This is a genomic window from Halobium salinum, from assembly GCF_026586625.1.
Taxonomy (GTDB): domain Archaea; phylum Halobacteriota; class Halobacteria; order Halobacteriales; family Haloferacaceae; genus Halobium; species Halobium salinum.
In genome coordinates, this window is record NZ_JAODIW010000008.1 from 218,717 (window position 1) to 235,032 (window position 16,316).

The window sequence follows — 16,316 nt, forward strand, 5'->3', positions numbered from 1 at the left end:
TCGACAGCCCCATAACCTACGAACCGAAACAGTCGGTATCGACGTGTCCCGTCTCTCCGCCGCCCTCCGCTCCGTCCTCTCCCCTGCCATCCACTGGGTACACCGCGCCCGCTCGCGCGTGCGCAACCCGGTCCACCTCGTCGTCGTCGCGGTCGGCCTGCTCCTCGCGCGTCTGGGGCTGGTCGACCGGGAGCGCGCGGTCCGCACCGCCGACCTCGCGTGGCCCCGCGTCGTCACCGGCGTCGCCCGGATGTCGAAGAACGCGGTCGACGTGGCGATGGTCGGCGTCGCCGCCGGCACCGTCGCCATCACCGGCGTCGGCTTCGCCGCGCCGTACTGGGGACTCGCGTTCTCCGTCGGCGGCGGCGTCGCCGCCGGCACCATCGCCCTCGTCTCCCAGCGCTTCGGCGCCGGCGCCGACGAGGGGCTCGGTCTCGCGGTCCGGACGAGCGTCGCCGTCGTCGTCGCCGCCACGCTTCCCATCGCGGCGGCCTTCTGGCTGTTCGCTCCGGCCCTCATCGGCGTCCTGAGCGACACGCCCGAAGCGGTCACGCTCGGCGCCGCCTACCTCCAGGTCGTCGGCCTCGGCGTCCCCTTCGCCGCGCTGAACCTCGTCGGCAGCCGGGTACTCGTCGGCAGCGACGACGCCTACACGGCGATGCAGCTCCGAGCCGGCGGCGCCGTCTTCAACGTCGTCGCCAGCGCGGCTCTCATCTTCGGCCTCGACATGGGCGTCGTCGGCGCCGCCGTCGGCACCGTCCTCTCGAACGTCGTCGTCACCGGCGCGTTCGCCCTCGGCCTGAGTCGGGGAGGACTCCCGGGCGTCGGCGAGTTCCCCGTGCGAATCGACCCGTTCGGACCGGTCCTCGACCTCGGCACCGCCCGCGACCTCGTCTCCATCGGCCTCCCGGTGATGGGACGCAACCTCGTCTGGACCGTCGCGGAGTTCCCGATGCTCGCCATCCTCGCCGCCTTCGGGCCGACGGTCGTCGCCGCGTTCGTCATCGCCCGGCGGGTCTGGGGCATCATGAACACGCCGGGCTGGGGGTTCGGCCTCGCCTCCTCCAGTCTGGTCGGTCAGGCGCTCGGTACCGGCGACGAGGCGACCGCGGAGGCGTACGGGGTCGAAATCATCCGCTACGCGGTCGCGACCTACCTCGTCTCGGCGGCGCTGGTCGCGCTCTTCGCCGGCCCCATCGTCCGGCTGTTCGTCGACGACCCCGCGGACCCCGCGGTCCCCGTCGCCGTCACGCTCGTCTACGTCGCCTGCGTCGCCGTCGTCCTACAGGGCGTCTCCGGCGGCGCCGCCGGCCCGCTCGACGCCAGCGGCGACACCCGCTGGCCGTTCTACAGCCAGTTCCTGGGGATGTTCGGGCTCTCCATCCCGCTGACCTACCTCGGGGCGACGACCTCGCTGGGGCTCACGGGACTGTACCTCGCCTTCCTCGCGGAGACGAGCGTCCCCGCCGCGATCAACTACTACCGGTTCGCGACCGGGAAGTGGAAGGCCATCAGCCGGGAGTACCGCCCCGAGGCTGCAGCCGCCGACTGAGCGTAACGCCGGCTCACTCGTCGCCGCCGGTCCAGTAGACGACCAGCGCCACCGCCCACAGGGCGGCCGTCCCCAGGGGGTAGGCGGCACGGCCCGGCTGGACGGCGAGCCCCTGCGAGACGGAGAGGTGGGCCACCCCGGCGAACCCGAGCGTGAGTGCGGTGACGGTGGCGGTGTCGGCGCCGCGGAGTCGGCCGACCGCGTCGCTCGCGAGGGCGGCGGCGTAGAGGAGCGCGCTCAGGGGCCACGCGAGGAGGTAGTCGGGGAGCCCGCGCGTGTACACGAACAAGTACGAGTAGAGGTCGGTCACGTGGAGTGGGTCGGGGTCGACGAGTCCCCACGGGAAGACGAGCGCCACCTCGCCGCCGACGACGTACACCGTCCACGGGACGAACAGGGGCGCGAGGAGGAGCGCGGGGAGCGCGAACCGCGAGCGGGTGGACTGTCGTCGCTCCCGGTCGGCTCCGGACTTGGTGTCGGAGTCCGCGCCGGCCTCGGTGCCGGGACTCACTTGCGCGCGACGATGCGCAGGACGTCCTCGTCCATGAGTTCGTGGTCGCGACCGACCTGCTGTTCGTCGTGTTTGGCGCTGTCGCCGGAGACGCGAGCGAACTTGAAGCGCTCCTCGAAGTTGCCGCCGAGTTTCCGGAGCGCGTCGCCGACGGTGCACTCGCCCTCGCGGAGGACGAGCGGCTCCTCGTAGTCGACGCCGCGGCCGGGCTTGTCCATGTACACCCGGACGAGGCCGAGTCGCTCCCAGATGGTTTCCTTCAGCGAGTCGAGACCCTTCTCCTCGACGGCGCTGATGAACACCGCCGTCTCGGGGTCGATTCCGTGTTCGCGGAGGTCCTCCTTCACCGTCGGGAGGTAGTCGGGCTCGATGAGGTCGGCCTTGTTCACGCAGACCGCCGAGGGGAGGTACACCCGGTTGGCCATCACGCCGTCGATGAGTTCGTCGATGGTGGGGTCGCCGCGGACAGTCACTTCCGCGTTGACGTACCCGTGCTCGCGAAGCACCTCCTTGATGGTCGACTCGTCGAGGCTCACCTGGTCGTTCGTGGTGACGTTGATGCCGCCCCGACCGGTCTTGTTCACGGTCATGCTCGGCGGGGTCGTGTCGAGACGTATCTTGTTGTAGTACAGTTCCTGGCTCAGGCGCTCGTACTGGTCGATTTCGAACACTGAGAGGACGAACAGCACGAGGTCCGCGGTCCGAACCACGGAGAGGACCTCCTTCCCGCCGCCGCGTCCGCCGGCGGCGCCCTCGATGAGGCCGGGCACGTCGAGCACCTGGATGTTGGCACCGTTGTACTTCAGCATCCCCGGGTTCACGTTCAGGGTGGTGAACTCGTACTCCCCCGTCTCGCTGTCGGCGTTGGTGAGCGCGTTGATGAGCGTCGACTTCCCGACGGAGGGGAACCCCACGAGTGCGACCGTGGCGTCGCCCGTCTTCTCGACCGCGTAGCCGTGGCCGCCGCCGGAAGAGGAGCGGTTCTCCAACTTCTCCTTCTTCTCGGCGAGCTTCGCCTTCAGCCGGCCGATGTGGCCCTCGGTCGACTTGTTGTAGGGCGTGTTGGAGATCTCCTCTTTGATCTCCTCGATTTCCTCCTCCAGTCCCATTGTAGGGGAGTCGGCCGGGTCCGTCGAAAAACCTGTCCTTCCGGCGTCGTCGCTCCGGCGTCCTCCCGTGACGGGCCGCCACCTCGCCGTGCTTACTCCGCGCGCACGCGACTGGTTTAAATTCGCTCCCGCTTTCCGATACGATTATACTCCGACACCCGCATCGACCCACTAGACGATGCCGGACGCCGCCAGACTCCGTGACAGCACGCAGATAGTCCTGCCCTGCACCTCGCTGGACGGCATCCGCGGGGACCTCGAAGCGGAGTTCACCGTCACCGTGTTCTCGAAGGCCGGCCGCTGCCGAATCATCGGTAGCCCGGTCGAAATCAAGGCCGTGAGTGACTTCCTCGCGCGTCACGGCGTCTCCTTACAGTAGGTCGGCGAGGGGGCCGGACGGACCCGACCGTCGGGTCGACACCGCTCGATTCCGTTTCCGACACGCTTTGTACCCTGGGGTCACTATGTCGGCTATGGACGAGAACCCCGGGCTCAGCGACCAGTATCGGACCTCGAGCCCCTGGCCCGTCTTCGTCGCGTTCGGTTTCGTCATCTCGGAGGTCGGCATCCTGTTCGGCCTCTTCCCGGTTGCGGTCGGTGGCCTCCTGATGTTCTGTGGGAGCCTCGCCGGACTGGTTCACGAGGCTGGCTACGCCTCGACGCCGTGGCGGATGCTCGCCGCCCTCGCGGTGGTGTTTCTCGCCGCCGGCGGCGCGCTCGCGACGACCGACGTGGCCGCGACGCGCGGGTACGCCATCCTCGTCGCGGCGGGCATCCTACTGGTCGGCGCCGTCGTCGGCGAGTTGGTCGTCGACTCCGGTCCGACGCCGGTGTGACACGTCGGGTCTCGACTCCGGTCCGACGCCGCTCCGACACGTCAAACCGGAGCGGGCACCGAGGCCGTTCCGGGGCACCGACGAACCACCAACCTATTAGCGTTCGCTTCCGTACCCCCGTCCAATGGCGAACAAGATCTTCGACAAGGAGACGCTCCTCGACCTCACGGTCAACTTCGTCCCGCTGTTCATCATCCTCTTCTTCGTCGGCGTGTTCGCGGTACTGAACCCGTGGGGTGGCCTCGGGGACTTCCTCTCCATCGTCGCACAGGGACTGCTCATCATCCCCTTCATCGCCCTCGCCATCCTGACGTACATCTCGGGGAAGGCGATTGCGGGCGACGAGAAGACGAAGACCGTCTTCCCGCCGGGACAGGCGACGGTGCCGGGCACCCCGCCGCTGACCCACGACGAGGATGACGGCGAGACGGCCGAACTCGAGGGCGACTCCACGGCGGAGCACGCGGACGAACCGGCGGCGGTCGAGAGCGGCGAGCCGGCAGTCGTCGAGAGCGACGAGACGGCCGAGGAGGACGGCGAGACGGCCCAAATCGAAGCCACGGAATCGACGGACGGCGACGGCGACCGGTCGGCGTAGACGGCAATCCCGAACCTTTCATTACCCTCCGCTCCTGAGAGTTGTCCATGGCTGCAGTGAACGGAGAGTTAGCGCTGACGGTCCTCATGGGGCTTCTCCTCGTGGGGGTCGCCGCCTGGCTCGCCCGGGTGGAGAACTGGCGCTCGTACACGCCGCTCGGTAGCGGTGGTGTCTACGGTGGGGAGACCGGGCAGGCTCACCACGAGAAACCTTCGGGGTTGACCCGGTGGCTCACCACCGTCGACCACAAGGACATCGGCATCATGTACGGGCTGTACGGAGTAATCGCGTTCCTCATCGGAGGGGCGATGGTGATGGTCATGCGGGCGGAGCTCCTCGACCCCGGGGCGACCCTCATCTCGAACACGTTCTACAACTCGTTGCTGACGAGTCACGGGATTACGATGCTGTTCCTCTTCGGGACGCCCATCATCGCGGCGTTCTCGAACTACTTCATCCCGCTGCTCATCGGCGCGGACGACATGGCGTTCCCGCGTATCAACGCCATCGCGTTCTGGCTGCTGCCGCCCGGTGCCCTGCTCATCTGGGCGGGCTTCTTCCCCATCCCGAACCTCATCCCCGCCCAGACGGCGTGGACGATGTACACCCCGCTGTCGGCGGGTGTCGGCGGCGGTAACCAGGCGAACGCCGGCGTCGACCTGATGCTGCTGGGGCTCCACCTCACCGGGGTCTCGGCGACCATGGGGTCCATCAACTTCATCGCGACCATCATCACCGAGCGCGCCGAGGAGGTCACCTGGGCCAACCTCGACATCTTCTCGTGGACCATCCTCACTCAGTCGGGGCTCATCCTCTTCGCGTTCCCCCTGCTGGGGAGCGCGCTGCTGATGCTCGTCCTCGACCGGAACTTCGGGACGACCTTCTTCGTCAACGACGCCGGGGGCGCCATCCTCTGGCAACACCTGTTCTGGTTCTTCGGCCACCCCGAGGTGTACATCCTCGTCTTGCCGCCGATGGGTATCGTCTCGTTGCTCATCCCGCGGTTCTCGGGCCGGCGGCTCTTCGGCTTCAAGTTCGTCGTCTACTCGACGCTCGCCATCGGCGTGCTCTCCTTCGGCGTCTGGGCACACCACATGTTCGCGACGGGCATCGACCCGCGCCTGCGCGCCTCGTTCATGGCGGTGTCCATGGCGATTGCCATCCCCTCGGCAGTGAAGACGTTCAACTGGATGACGACGATGTGGAACGGGAAGCTCCGCCTGACGACGCCGATGCTGTTCTGTATCGGCTTCGTCCAGAACTTCATCATCGGCGGCATCACGGGCGTGTTCCTCGCCTCCATCCCCGTCGACCTCGTGCTACACGACACCTACTACGTCGTCGGGCACTTCCACTTCATCGTCATGGGCGCCATCGCCTTCGCCGGCTTCGCGGCCATGTACTACTGGTTCCCGCTCGTCTCCGGGCGGATGTACCAGCGCACGCTCGGGAAGGCCCACTTCTGGCTGTGGATCGTCGGCTCCAACATCACGTTCTTCGCGATGGTGCTGCTGGGCTACGGCGGGATGCCGCGCCGGTACGCGACGTACCTGCCCCAGTTCGCCACGCTCCACCAGATCGCCAGTCTCGGGGCGTTCCTGATGGTCATCGGCGGGCTCATCTGGCTGTACAACTTCGTCGTCTCGTACTTCGAGGGGCCGGTCGTCACGGACGGCGACCCGTGGAACCTCAAGGAGTACAACCTCTACACCGGCGAGTGGGAGTGGTTCGACCGCAAGCTGAAGACGACCATCACCGACGGCGGCGACGAGGAGGTCGCCACCGACGGCGGTCTCCACGGACCGGTCGGGGCGGAGACGGCGGACGCCACGGATTCGGACGACTCCGGTCGGGCGATGGACGCGAACGACGAGTAACGCCGGCCGCTGCGGTCGGTCCTGGCGGTCTTTTCTCGACGCGTTTCGGCGCGGTCACGAGAAACGAGAGAGTCGAGCGGCGGCGCCGGGCGTCTCGAGGGCGGCGGGTCGACTCTCGACGCCGGCCGAGCGCCGCCGCTCGCCGGGTCGGAAGAGGAGAAGCAGCCGCGTCGTCCGCTCAGACGGCGAGGATGATTCCGGTCGCGAACATGAGGAGCGCGACGCCGCCGAGGACGAGGGCGAGGAGGTCCTTGTCGGTCATGGCTAGAGCGTAGCGGTGTGCGCTCAAAGGTGCGTCGGTGTCGGTGAGCGAAGCGAGCCGACAACGGGGAGTGATAGTGACCGGGGTAGTGTCGAACGAGACGGACGAGTCGGAAACGATAATCCCGTTCGGACCCGAGCCACGACCGTGAGCCGCAGTCGAGTCAGCGGTCGACGCTTCGTCATCGGCCTGTACGCGACCCTCGTCACCATCGCCGGCGCCGCCGGCTACCTCACGGCGACGTTCGTCGACGGCGTCACGCGTCCGGCGTTCCTGTTCCTGATAGAGCTTCCGGCGACGCCGGTCGGCTTCGCCGTCTACGGCGCCGCGACCATCGCCCTCGTGCTCGGAATCCCGCTCCTCCTCGTCAGCTACGTCTCACAGAACATCGACGACGTGGAGGCGTGAGCCCGGAACGACGGAGCGTGGCCGGCGGTCGCCACCCCCAAAGGACTAAGCCTCGAGACGCGGATTCTCGCGTATGTATCACGTGGTACTCGGCGTCGACGAGGACGACGAGCGGGCGGTGCAGTGCGCACAGGAGATCGTCGACCTCCCGGGCGACGGCTCCGAGAAGGAAGTGACGGTTATCCACAGCTTCCAGGACAACCCGAGCGGAGCCTCCGCGACCCAGATCGGGTCGGTCCGGAAGGTCTCGGACCTCTTCGACGACGCGGGAATCGGCTACGAGGTCGAGGAGTCGAGCGGCGACGCCGCCGAGGCCATCATCGACGCCGCGGAGGGAACCGACGCCGACCTCATCGTCGTCGGCGGTCGGAAACGCTCGCCAGCCGGGAAGGCGCTGTTCGGGAGCGTCACCCAGACGGTCATCCTCAGCGCCGGCCGCCCGGTGATGGTCGCCGGGCTGGTCGACGAGTAACGCCGACGAGGAGAAAGGAGAGGTTCGACGGTCGCTTCTCTGCCGAACTGGCTCCGGCCGGCTACGTCTCGTACACCGACGCGAACAGCTCCGCGGCCGCCTCGGGGCGCTTCCGACCGGTCTCGGTCAGGCGATGCTCGCCGTCGCGGAAGCAGACGAACGCCGGCGCGGCGTTCACCTCGTACTCCAGTCGGAAGTCGAAGCAGGTCTCCCCGTCGATGCCGGCGACGGCGACACCCTCGGGGAGTGTGTCGAGGATGGACTCGATGTCGGCTTTCATCGCCTCGCAGGGCGCACAGCCGTGGGCCCACACCGTCACCACCGCGTCGGGGGTGGCCGTGAGGAAGTCCCGCCAGGACTCCTCGTCGAGCACTTCCAACCCGTCAGGAACGGGCGTCCCCGGCCCGACCTCGGCGACCAGCGCGGCCATCACCGCGAGCGTCTCCTGTCCGGGTGGGGTCTCGAGGAACGACCGGAGCGAGAGGTACGCGACGAGCTCCTCGCGAGTGACCCCGTGGCGCTCGACGTGGGTCGCGGCGTCGTCGCGGTCGAGCCCGAACAGCTCCGCGACGGTATCGTGGAAGCGCTCGTCGCTCGCATCGACGTAGCTGTCGTGGTAGATTCGTCGAGTGTCCTCGAACGCGTCGGTGGTAGTGAGGCTCCCGTCGGCCTCCTCGTCGACGACGCCGGCGGCGACGAGTTCGTCGAGGGCGGCCTCGGGGTCGACCGCGGATTCGGTGTTCTGTGACGACGGTCCCGCCACGTCAGACCCCCAGATACCGCTCGCGAGTCTCCTCGTCCTCGCGGAGTTCCTCGGCCGTCCCGTCGAAGACGATGGACCCCTGGTCGACGACGTACGCGCGGTCTGCGATTTTGATGGCCGCCGCCGCGTTCTGCTCGACGAGGAGGACGGTGGTGCCCTCCTCGTTGAGTCGGTGGACCGCCGCCTCGACGTCCTCGATGATCTTCGGCGCCAACCCCTCGTAGGGCTCGTCGAGTAGCATCAGGTCGGTGTTCTGTTTGAGCGCGCGGGCGATGGCGAGCATCTGCTGTTCGCCGCCCGACAGCGTGCCGGCCTTCTGGTCTTTACGCTCGCGCAGGCGGGGGAAGTCCTCGTACACCTGCTCGGTGGTGGCACCTTTGTGTTCGAACGTCAGGCTCCGACCCCAGGTGTTGGACTTGTTGCCGACGACCTCCGCGAGGTGGAGGTTCTCGGCGACGGTGAGGTTCGGGAACACTCGTCGCTCCTCGGGGACGAGCGAGATGCCCCGCGCCGAGACGTCCTCGGCCGGGACGCCGGTGATGTCCTCGTCCTTGAACCGGACCGTGCCGTCGCGGACCTGCGGCGGCGTCGCCCCGGAGATGGAGCGAAGCGTCGTCGTCTTCCCGGCGCCGTTGCGCCCGAGGAGGGCACAGATTTCGCCGTCTTCGACGGTCATCGAGAGGTCCCGCAGGATGTGGGACTCGCCGTAGTAGGCGTCGACGGCGTCCAACTCCAGGAGGCTCATAGCTCCACCCCCCCGAGGTACGCCTCCTGGACCTGTTCGTCGCCTCGAATTTCGTCGGGGGTCCCCTCCGCGATGACGCGGCCGCGGTTGAGGACGACGATGCGGTCGGAGATGCTGAAGACGATCTCCATGTCGTGTTCGACGAGCACGAAGGTGAGCCCCATGCGCTCTTTGACCTCCTCGATGAGGTCGACCGTCGAGCGGGTCTCCTCCGGCGACATGCCGGCGGTCGGCTCGTCCATCAGGAGGAGGTCGGGCTCGCTGGCGAGTGCGATGCCGATTTCGAGGCGGCGCTTGTCACCGTAGGGGAGGTCCTCCGCCGGCGTCTCGGCGCGGTCGAGCAGGCCGACCGCGTCAAGGGTGTCCGCGGCGACCTCGTGGACGCCGTGGAGCTTCCGCCGGTGGGTGAGGAAGTCGAAGCCGAACGACCCCCGCTCCGCGGCGAGTGCCGCGATTTCGGCGTTCTCCCGGACCGTGAGGTCGGGGAAGATGGAGGCGGTCTGGAACGACTTCGAGACGCCCCGCTGAACCACCTCGTGCGGTTCCATCTTCACGATGGACTCGCCCTTGAACCGGATGTCGCCCTCGGTGGGGTCCAGCCGGCGGGTGATGAGGTTGATGAGCGTCGACTTCCCGGCCCCGTTCGGGCCGATGATGGAGACGCGCTCGTCCTCGTTGACGGTGAGGTTCACGTCGTCGGTGGCGACGAGGCCGCCGAACTCCTTCACCAGCCCGTCGGTTTCGAGGAGCGCCATCAGCGCTCACCCCCCGTCTCCGCCGCCGAGTCGCCGCCGGTGACGCGGTTTCGGAGGTCCTGGAACAGCCCCCAGATTCCCCGCGGGAAGAACCACACGACGAGCACGAACAGGACCCCCAAGAGGAGGTGCCAGTACTCGCCGAACCCCTGGAGCAGGACGATGTCGGTGAACGGCACCGTCAGGTCGCGCACGCCGCTGACGATGTTCTCGAAGTAGAGGTAGATGCCGGCGCCGAGCATCGGGCCGAACAGCGACCCGGCGCCGCCGAGTACGGCCATGATGACGATTTCGCCGCTCTCGGTCCAGTACAGCGATTGGAGCGGGACGTAGTTCCCGTGGATGGTGAAGAGGCTCCCGGCGACGCCGGCGAACGCCCCCGAGATGACGAAGGACATCAGCTTGTACCGCCAGACGTTGAGTCCGACGAACTCGGTGCGCTGTTCGTTCTCGCGGATGGCGCGGAACACCATCCCGTACGGCGAGTTGAGGATGCGGTACGCGACGGCGACCGAGACCACCGTCATGAGACCGACGAACGCGTACAGCCACGTCCCCATGAGCGTCCCCAGAACCGAGGGTAACTCCGACTCGAGCTCGAACACCCCGAACAGGTGCCCGACCGTGACGGCGGTGAACCCGTTCTCACCGCCGGTGATTCCCGACAGCGGCGCCGAGGAGAGGTAGAACATCATCTGGGCGAACGCGAGCGTGAGGATGGAGAAGTAGATTCCCCCGCGCCGCAGCGAGAGGAACCCGAGCCCCCACGCCAACAGGACGGCAAACAGGGTCCCGACGACGACGATAATCACCGGGCCGGCCTCGAAGCCGAGCGACTCCGCCGCGAACTGCGAGAAGACGCCCGCCGCGTAGGCGGAGCCACCCCAGAACGCGGCGTGACCGAACGACAGCAGTCCGGTGTAGCCGAGCAGGAGGTCGAACCCGAGCGCGAAGATGCCCCAGATGAGCATGAGCGTCGCGAGCCCCTGATACCCCTGCAGGATGCCGCTCACGACGGGCATCCGGGCGAACACGTAGGGGAAGACCAGGACGAACAGCGCCGTCGCCCCGACGACGACCGGTTCGCGTGCGGTGTCGAGTTCGTAGCCGGCGAACCCCTCCTTCTCGGCGACGCCCTCCGAAGGAGCCGCTCCCTGAGCGGTCGCGTCCTGGGTCTCGTCGCTCACGGCGCCACCTCCTCGTTACCGAGGATGCCCTGCGGTCGCGTCAGGAGGATGACCGCCGCGATGGCGTACAGGCCGATTTGGGACCACGCTGGCGCGACCGCGACCAGCGTCGCGGTCGTGAGCCCGAAGATGACGCCGCCGATGACGGCCCCCACGATACTCCCGACGCCGCCGATGACGACGGTGAGAAACGCCGGAACGAGGATGTCGGTCCCGACAGTCGGGTTGACGACGTTCAACGGGCCGCCGACGACGCCCGCGACGCCGGCGAGCGCCGCGCCGATGCCGAAGACGACGATGTACGGCCGGGTGATCTTGATGCCGAGCAGGCGGACCATCTCCGCGTCGCGCGTCCCCGCGCGGACGACCAGCCCGAAGTCGGTGTACTCGACGAGGGCGTAGACGACGAGCACGAGCACCGCGGTGATGGCGATGACGTACAGCCGCCACTGCGAGAAGTTCCCGACGACCGGGAGGGCAATGGGGCCCGCGGCCCACGCCGGCTGGTCGAACGGGAGGCTGTTCGAGCCGAAGAGGATGCGAAACAGCTCCTGGACGACGATTGCCAGCCCGAACGTCACCAGAATCTGGTCGGTGTCGGGACGGTCGTAGAACGGTCGCGCGACGAACCGCTCCATCCCGAGGCCGACGACGAAGACGAACAGCGGGACGACGACGAGCGCCGCGAAGAACCCGAGGTCGAGTCCGAGGGAGGTGAACCCCCACGACTGGAGCTTCCCGCTCGTCAGGGCGATCTCGTGTGCCACGAGCAGACCGGTGTACGTCCCGACGACGTACAGCGCCCCGTGGGCGAAGTTCACGAACTTCAGGGTGCCGAGAATTATCGACAGCCCGACGGCCAACAGGGCGAAGATGGCCCCCTGCTGGAGACCGTTCAGCAGCACGGTCAGAACGTCGGCGAGGAGACTCATTCGTCCACCCCCGCCGGACGGCTACTCGCCCGAGAGGTTCGAATCGACGTGCGTGTGTTTGACTTACTCATGTACCTTGCGTATGCGTCTTTCACTAAATAGCATGAAGATAGCGACATCGGCTCGCGGAGCGACTACTCGTAGCTACCGAGTTCGCACTCCGCGGCCGGGCCCTCGTCGCAGCCGTAGCCGAGGTCGTCTCTGCTGGTCACGTTGACTATCTCGAAGTAGGTGCCCTGCTCCTGCTGGTCGGCGGGCAGTCCTCGGACGACCGGCACGTCGCGCTGAGCCTGGTGGTCGCACTTGCGCATCAGTTCCTGGCCCATGCCGATGTTGTCGTACTCGTAGTCTTCGAGCTGCTTGATGACCTCCGGCGGGTAGAACGTCCCGGCGCGCTCGACGGCGGCGGCGTACTGGAGCGTCTGGGCGTACGCGAGCTGTGCCGGCCCCGAGGGCGTCCGCTCGTACTCCTCGTTGAACACCTGCGTGAACTGCTGTGACGGCTCGTTGTCGAGCTGTGCGTCCCACGCGGCCGTCCCGAACACGCCGCTGATGGCGCCGCCCGCCGCCTCGGCCATCGGGCGATTGTACAGGGGAACGAGCAGTTCCATGTCCTGGTCGATGCCCATGTCGACCGCCTGCGAGAGCGAGTTCGCGCCGTCCAGCCCGTAGTGGTTGAGGACGATGACGTCGGCGCCGGAGTTCGCGGCCTCCGACAGGTACGAGGAGTAGTCCGACGTGCCGAGCGGCGTCGGGACGCTCTCGACCTGCGACCAGCCGGCCTCCTCTAAGAACATCTGCATCGAGGACTGCTGGGTCTGTCCCCAGGAGTAGTCGGCGTACAGCTGGTAGAACTCGTTGTCGCCGCCGTACTCCTCGGTGACGACCGGCGCGAGCGCCTGTCCCGTCATGTACGCGTTGAACATCTCGCGGAAGCTGTAGCGCACACAGTTCTTGCCGGTGGTGTCGTTAGAGTGGGTCAGACAGCACATGAACATGACCTTCTCCTGTTGACACAGCTCCTGCATGGCGATGGCCGTCGCGGAGGACGACCCGCCGGTTATCATGATGACGTTGTCCCGCTGAATCATCCGCTGGGCGGACTGGCGAGCGGTGTCGGCGTCGGTCGCGGTGTCGCCGCTCACGTAGTCTATCTCCATGCCGAGGACCCCGTCCCCCGAGAGGTCGTCGAACTGGGAGTCGACCCACCCGCCGCCGTTGTTCAGGTGCTTCACCGCCAGTTCGTACGCCCGCAGTTCGTCCTGCCCCTCCGAGGCGTACGGTCCGGACTGCGGGACGTTGAAGCCGAGCACGGCCGTGTCACCCTCGATGGGGTAGTTGCCGAGCGCCGGGTAGTCGTCGGACCCGGAGCCGCCACCGGAGCCGTTGCCAGAGCCACCCTCGCCGCCGGAGCCGTTACCCGAATCACCGCCCCCACCTGTACAGCCAGCCAGGCCGGCGATGCCGACCGCGCCCGCGGCGCCGGTCGTCTTCAACACGTCGCGTCTGGTTGGCAAATCGGTATCCCGTGCCATGGTTATTGCCAGCGTACTTCGTTAATAATAGTTGTGTACGTAATGCCCTAAGCCAGGATAATGATAGTTATATCATCTCCCTATACATTATATGGTATAATCTATCATGATATAGTTGTTCCAGCCGAACCGAGGCGGAGAGAAGTCCGTTCCGTCGGTCGGTCTACTCGAACGCGACCGCGACGTCGGTGAGCGTGCGGAACTCGTCGGTCGGGTCGGCCCCGATTTCCTCGGGCGGGTCTCGCGCGCGGTTCACCCACGCCGTCTCCATCCCGGCCGCTCCGGCCCCGGCTACGTCCCAGGCGTTGCCCGAGACGAGCGTGCAGTCGCCGATGTCGCGCCCGGTGCGCTCGGCGGCGTTCTCGTACACCGCCGGGGACGGCTTGAACGTCGACACCTCGTCGGCGCTGACGAGGTCGTCGAGATGGGGGGCGAGACCGGCGTTCTCCGCGAGTCGCTCCAGCATCTCCGGGTTGCCGTTCGACAACACGGTGACGGCGTGGTCGGCCGCACCGAGCCGTTCGAGCGTCTCCGCGGCCCCTTCGTGGGGGTCGAGGTGGTTGTACGCGTCGAGGATTCGCTCGCGCGTCTCCTCGTCCGGCGAGAGGGCGTACCGGGCGAGCGCGTAGTCGAGGGCGGCGCTCGTGACCTCCCAGAACGGCCGGTACGCCTCCATCAGCGACACCTGGTTCGCGTACTCGAGCTGGCGGCGGCGCCAGGTCGCGTCGATTTCGTCGACGAGCGCCGCCGAGACGCCGAGTTCCTCGCCGAGCGTCGCCGTCACGCTACTCGTATCACAGAGCGTGCCGTACATGTCGAAGCAGAAGGTTCGCGCCATGGCCGGGTCGTTCGTCACCGAGACAGATACACGTCGGCGAACGGGCGACCGTTGCCGAAATCGGCCGCGTAGCTTTTTGTGGCGAGGCCACGCACTGCCGGCATGGAGATTCGTGAGGCCACCGACGACGATATCGAAGGCATCCGAACCGTCGCCCGGGAGTCGCTGCTCGCCTCCTACACCCCGGCGCTGTCCGAGGAGCTGATCGAGGAGGCCGTCGACAACTGGTACGGCGACGGGTTCGAAGCGGAGCTCGCGGACGACGAGGCGTTGTTGCTCGTCGGCGTCGAGGACGACACCGTCGTCGCGTTCTCACAGAGCTACCTCACCCAGCTCGAGAACCAGACGGGCGACGTCAACTGGCTCCACGTCCACCCGGACCACCGGGGTCACGGGTACGGCTCGAAGCTCCTCACCGAGACCGAGGGGCGTCTCGTCGACAGCGGTATCGTCCGCCTGAAGGGCCGCGTACTCGAGGCCAACGAGTCGGGTCCGGAGTTCTACGAGAGCCACGGCTACGACCGCGGCGACGAGCGCGAGGTCGAAATCGGCGACGGCACGTTCACCGAGTGGTCGTTCGTCAAACTCCCCGGGGAGGAAGGCGAGGAGTACGAGGCGCCGCTCGACCCCCGCGAACTGGAGGACGGTCGGACGGTGTACGTCGCCTACGACGAGGCCGACCGCGGCGACAAGGGGCCGCTGTTCGTCGCGTACATGGACGAGAACCGCGAGGAGCGCTACGGCTACTTCTGTGGCCACTGTGAGAGCTTCGACATCGCGATGGACGCGATGGGCCGCATCGAGTGCAACGACTGCGAGAACAAGCGGAAGCCCTCCCGCTGGGACGCTTCGTACCTGTAGCGCTCGTCTTCCCGTCTTCCGTTCTCTTTCCCGGGTGGTCAGAAGTCGCTCAGCGACGACTGGTTGCGCTTCAGCGGTCGTGCCTCGTACCCCATGTTCGTCGCGAGGTGGTCGGCGAACGCCTCGTCGAACCCGTGGTTCGTGTACACCTGTTCCGGGTCGACGGCCCGGACCACGTCGCACAGTTCGCTGAAGTCGCAGTGGTCCGAGAGCACGAACGTCTCGTCGTAGCCGCCGCGGTAACGAAAGGAGTCGTTCGTCGCCCACCCGGAGAAGCCGGCCTTGATGGCGCCCGTCTCCTCGACGATGTCGTCGACGAACGCCAGCTTGCTCGTCCGCGAGGGGAGTACGAGCGCGTCGCCGGCGCCCAACTCGGTCTCCCGGCGGTAGCGCTCGGCGCCGAAGTCGATGCCCAGATGCTCCCCGATGACGCCGTTGACTCCCGCGACGGCCTTCGTGACGAACAGCCGGTCGCGCTCGGAGCGGGCGACGAGACGCTGGAGCTTCTGGGCGCGTCCCAGCGAGTAGCCGAACAGCAGCACCGGCGAGTCGTACTCCTCGTCGAGCCAGTCGACGATGCGTCGCTCCAACTCCTGCTGCTCGGGAAAGACGTACTCCGGTTTGCCGTACGTCGTCTCGATTATCAGCACGTCGGCCGGCTCGGGGTCGAACCCGGTGAGGTAGTCGCGGTCGCGCGTCGAGCAGTCGCCCGTGTAGCAGAAGACGGTCTCGCCGTCACCGGACTGCGTTCGGTCGGCAGAGGTGCGTGGCACCTCGCTCTCGTCGACGTACGTCGCCCGCGACCCGGCGACGTGACCGGCGTCTACCTGCCGGATGGCGGGGTGGTCGGTGCGTTCGAGGGGGACCGCGTCCTCGCCGCGGCGGTGGTTGGCGAGCGCGGCCGTCAGCTCGGAGCAGACCAGCGAACCCGGCGTCGCCCGGTAGAGGTGGTCGCCGTGGGCGTGACTCAGGGCGTTCACGTCGCCGGTGACGTCCTCGCTGTCGCAGGCGACCGTCTCGCCGGTCGCGAGGTCGATGCGGATGCCGTCGGTGTAGCGGACGTTGCTCATCGTTG

18 protein-coding genes are annotated in these 16,316 nt (G+C 67.4%); 8 read left to right on the forward strand and 10 right to left on the reverse strand.

Going from position 1 to position 16,316, the window contains the following annotated elements; all coding sequences use genetic code 11:
- Positions 1-88 precede the first annotated feature (88 nt).
- Positions 89-1,552 (forward strand): MATE family efflux transporter, encoded by a 1,464-nt coding sequence (locus N5095_RS13260; RefSeq protein WP_267624480.1) that lies wholly within the window; start codon positions 89-91, stop codon positions 1,550-1,552.
- A 13-nt stretch (positions 1,553-1,565) separates the two neighbouring features.
- Here the strand turns inward: N5095_RS13260 and N5095_RS13265 are convergent, their stop codons facing one another.
- Complete coding sequence (locus tag N5095_RS13265) at positions 1,566-2,063, reverse strand: TIGR04206 family protein (RefSeq protein ID WP_267623365.1); 498 nt, start codon at positions 2,061-2,063, stop codon at positions 1,566-1,568.
- Positions 2,060-3,172, reverse strand: a complete 1,113-nt coding sequence (locus N5095_RS13270; protein ID WP_267623366.1) for an OBG GTPase family GTP-binding protein — start codon at positions 3,170-3,172, stop codon at positions 2,060-2,062. Before N5095_RS13270 ends, N5095_RS13265 begins: the two co-directional genes overlap by 4 nt.
- A 178-nt stretch (positions 3,173-3,350) precedes the next feature.
- Between N5095_RS13270 and N5095_RS13275 the strand changes: the two genes are divergently transcribed.
- The 6 genes from N5095_RS13275 to N5095_RS13300 all read left to right on the forward strand — a co-directional run bounded on the left by N5095_RS13275 (position 3,351) and on the right by N5095_RS13300 (position 7,625).
- Positions 3,351-3,551: a VNG_1110C family protein gene (locus tag N5095_RS13275; protein ID WP_267623367.1), complete on the forward strand. Its 201-nt coding sequence runs from the start codon at positions 3,351-3,353 to the stop codon at positions 3,549-3,551.
- Between the two features lie 94 nt (positions 3,552-3,645).
- Complete coding sequence (locus N5095_RS13280; protein WP_267623368.1) at positions 3,646-4,008, forward strand: DUF7541 family protein; 363 nt, start codon at positions 3,646-3,648, stop codon at positions 4,006-4,008.
- 124 nt (positions 4,009-4,132) lie between these two features.
- Entirely contained in the window at positions 4,133-4,606 is a 474-nt protein-coding gene (locus tag N5095_RS13285) for a DUF6684 family protein (RefSeq protein ID WP_321169803.1), read from the forward strand.
- A gap of 86 nt (positions 4,607-4,692) precedes the next feature.
- Positions 4,693-6,483 (forward strand): cbb3-type cytochrome c oxidase subunit I, encoded by a 1,791-nt coding sequence (locus tag N5095_RS13290; RefSeq protein WP_267624481.1) that lies wholly within the window; start codon positions 4,693-4,695, stop codon positions 6,481-6,483.
- 409 nt (positions 6,484-6,892) lie between these two features.
- Positions 6,893-7,153 (forward strand): DUF7520 family protein, encoded by a 261-nt coding sequence (locus N5095_RS13295; RefSeq protein WP_267623369.1) that lies wholly within the window; start codon positions 6,893-6,895, stop codon positions 7,151-7,153.
- Between the two features lie 73 nt (positions 7,154-7,226).
- A complete protein-coding gene (locus N5095_RS13300; protein ID WP_267623370.1) occupies positions 7,227-7,625 on the forward strand; it encodes a universal stress protein in 399 nt (132 codons plus the stop codon).
- A 61-nt stretch (positions 7,626-7,686) separates the two neighbouring features.
- On the opposite strand, the gene N5095_RS22375 is transcribed toward N5095_RS13300, so the two are convergent.
- From N5095_RS22375 to N5095_RS13335, 7 genes are all read right to left on the reverse strand, one after another.
- Complete coding sequence (locus N5095_RS22375) at positions 7,687-8,388, reverse strand: thioredoxin family protein (protein WP_267623371.1); 702 nt, start codon at positions 8,386-8,388, stop codon at positions 7,687-7,689.
- Between the two features lies 1 nt (position 8,389).
- The gene (locus N5095_RS13310) at positions 8,390-9,133 is read right to left on the reverse strand and encodes an ABC transporter ATP-binding protein (protein ID WP_267623372.1); all 744 of its coding nucleotides are present in this window, start codon (positions 9,131-9,133) and stop codon (positions 8,390-8,392) included.
- Positions 9,130-9,888 (reverse strand): ABC transporter ATP-binding protein, encoded by a 759-nt coding sequence (locus N5095_RS13315; RefSeq protein ID WP_267623373.1) that lies wholly within the window; start codon positions 9,886-9,888, stop codon positions 9,130-9,132. Before N5095_RS13315 ends, N5095_RS13310 begins: the two co-directional genes overlap by 4 nt.
- Positions 9,888-11,075 (reverse strand): branched-chain amino acid ABC transporter permease, encoded by a 1,188-nt coding sequence (locus tag N5095_RS13320; protein ID WP_267623374.1) that lies wholly within the window; start codon positions 11,073-11,075, stop codon positions 9,888-9,890. Before N5095_RS13320 ends, N5095_RS13315 begins: the two co-directional genes overlap by 1 nt.
- The gene (locus N5095_RS13325; RefSeq protein WP_267623375.1) at positions 11,072-12,007 is read right to left on the reverse strand and encodes a branched-chain amino acid ABC transporter permease; all 936 of its coding nucleotides are present in this window, start codon (positions 12,005-12,007) and stop codon (positions 11,072-11,074) included. The genes N5095_RS13320 and N5095_RS13325 overlap by 4 nt, the downstream gene beginning before the upstream one ends.
- 134 nt (positions 12,008-12,141) lie before the next feature.
- Complete coding sequence (locus tag N5095_RS13330; RefSeq protein WP_303651651.1) at positions 12,142-13,542, reverse strand: substrate-binding protein; 1,401 nt, start codon at positions 13,540-13,542, stop codon at positions 12,142-12,144.
- A 163-nt stretch (positions 13,543-13,705) separates the two neighbouring features.
- Positions 13,706-14,380 (reverse strand): haloacid dehalogenase type II, encoded by a 675-nt coding sequence (locus N5095_RS13335; protein WP_267623376.1) that lies wholly within the window; start codon positions 14,378-14,380, stop codon positions 13,706-13,708.
- Positions 14,381-14,482: 102 nt separating this feature from the next.
- On the opposite strand from N5095_RS13335, the gene N5095_RS13340 reads away from it, so the two are divergent.
- Positions 14,483-15,241 (forward strand): GNAT family N-acetyltransferase, encoded by a 759-nt coding sequence (locus N5095_RS13340; RefSeq protein ID WP_267623377.1) that lies wholly within the window; start codon positions 14,483-14,485, stop codon positions 15,239-15,241.
- Positions 15,242-15,279: 38 nt separating this feature from the next.
- On the opposite strand, the gene N5095_RS13345 is transcribed toward N5095_RS13340, so the two are convergent.
- Positions 15,280-16,311 carry an MBL fold metallo-hydrolase RNA specificity domain-containing protein gene (locus N5095_RS13345; protein WP_267623378.1) on the reverse strand — a complete coding sequence of 344 codons (1,032 nt, stop codon included), beginning with the start codon at positions 16,309-16,311 and terminating at the stop codon, positions 15,280-15,282.
- Between the last annotated feature and the right edge of the window lie 5 nt (positions 16,312-16,316).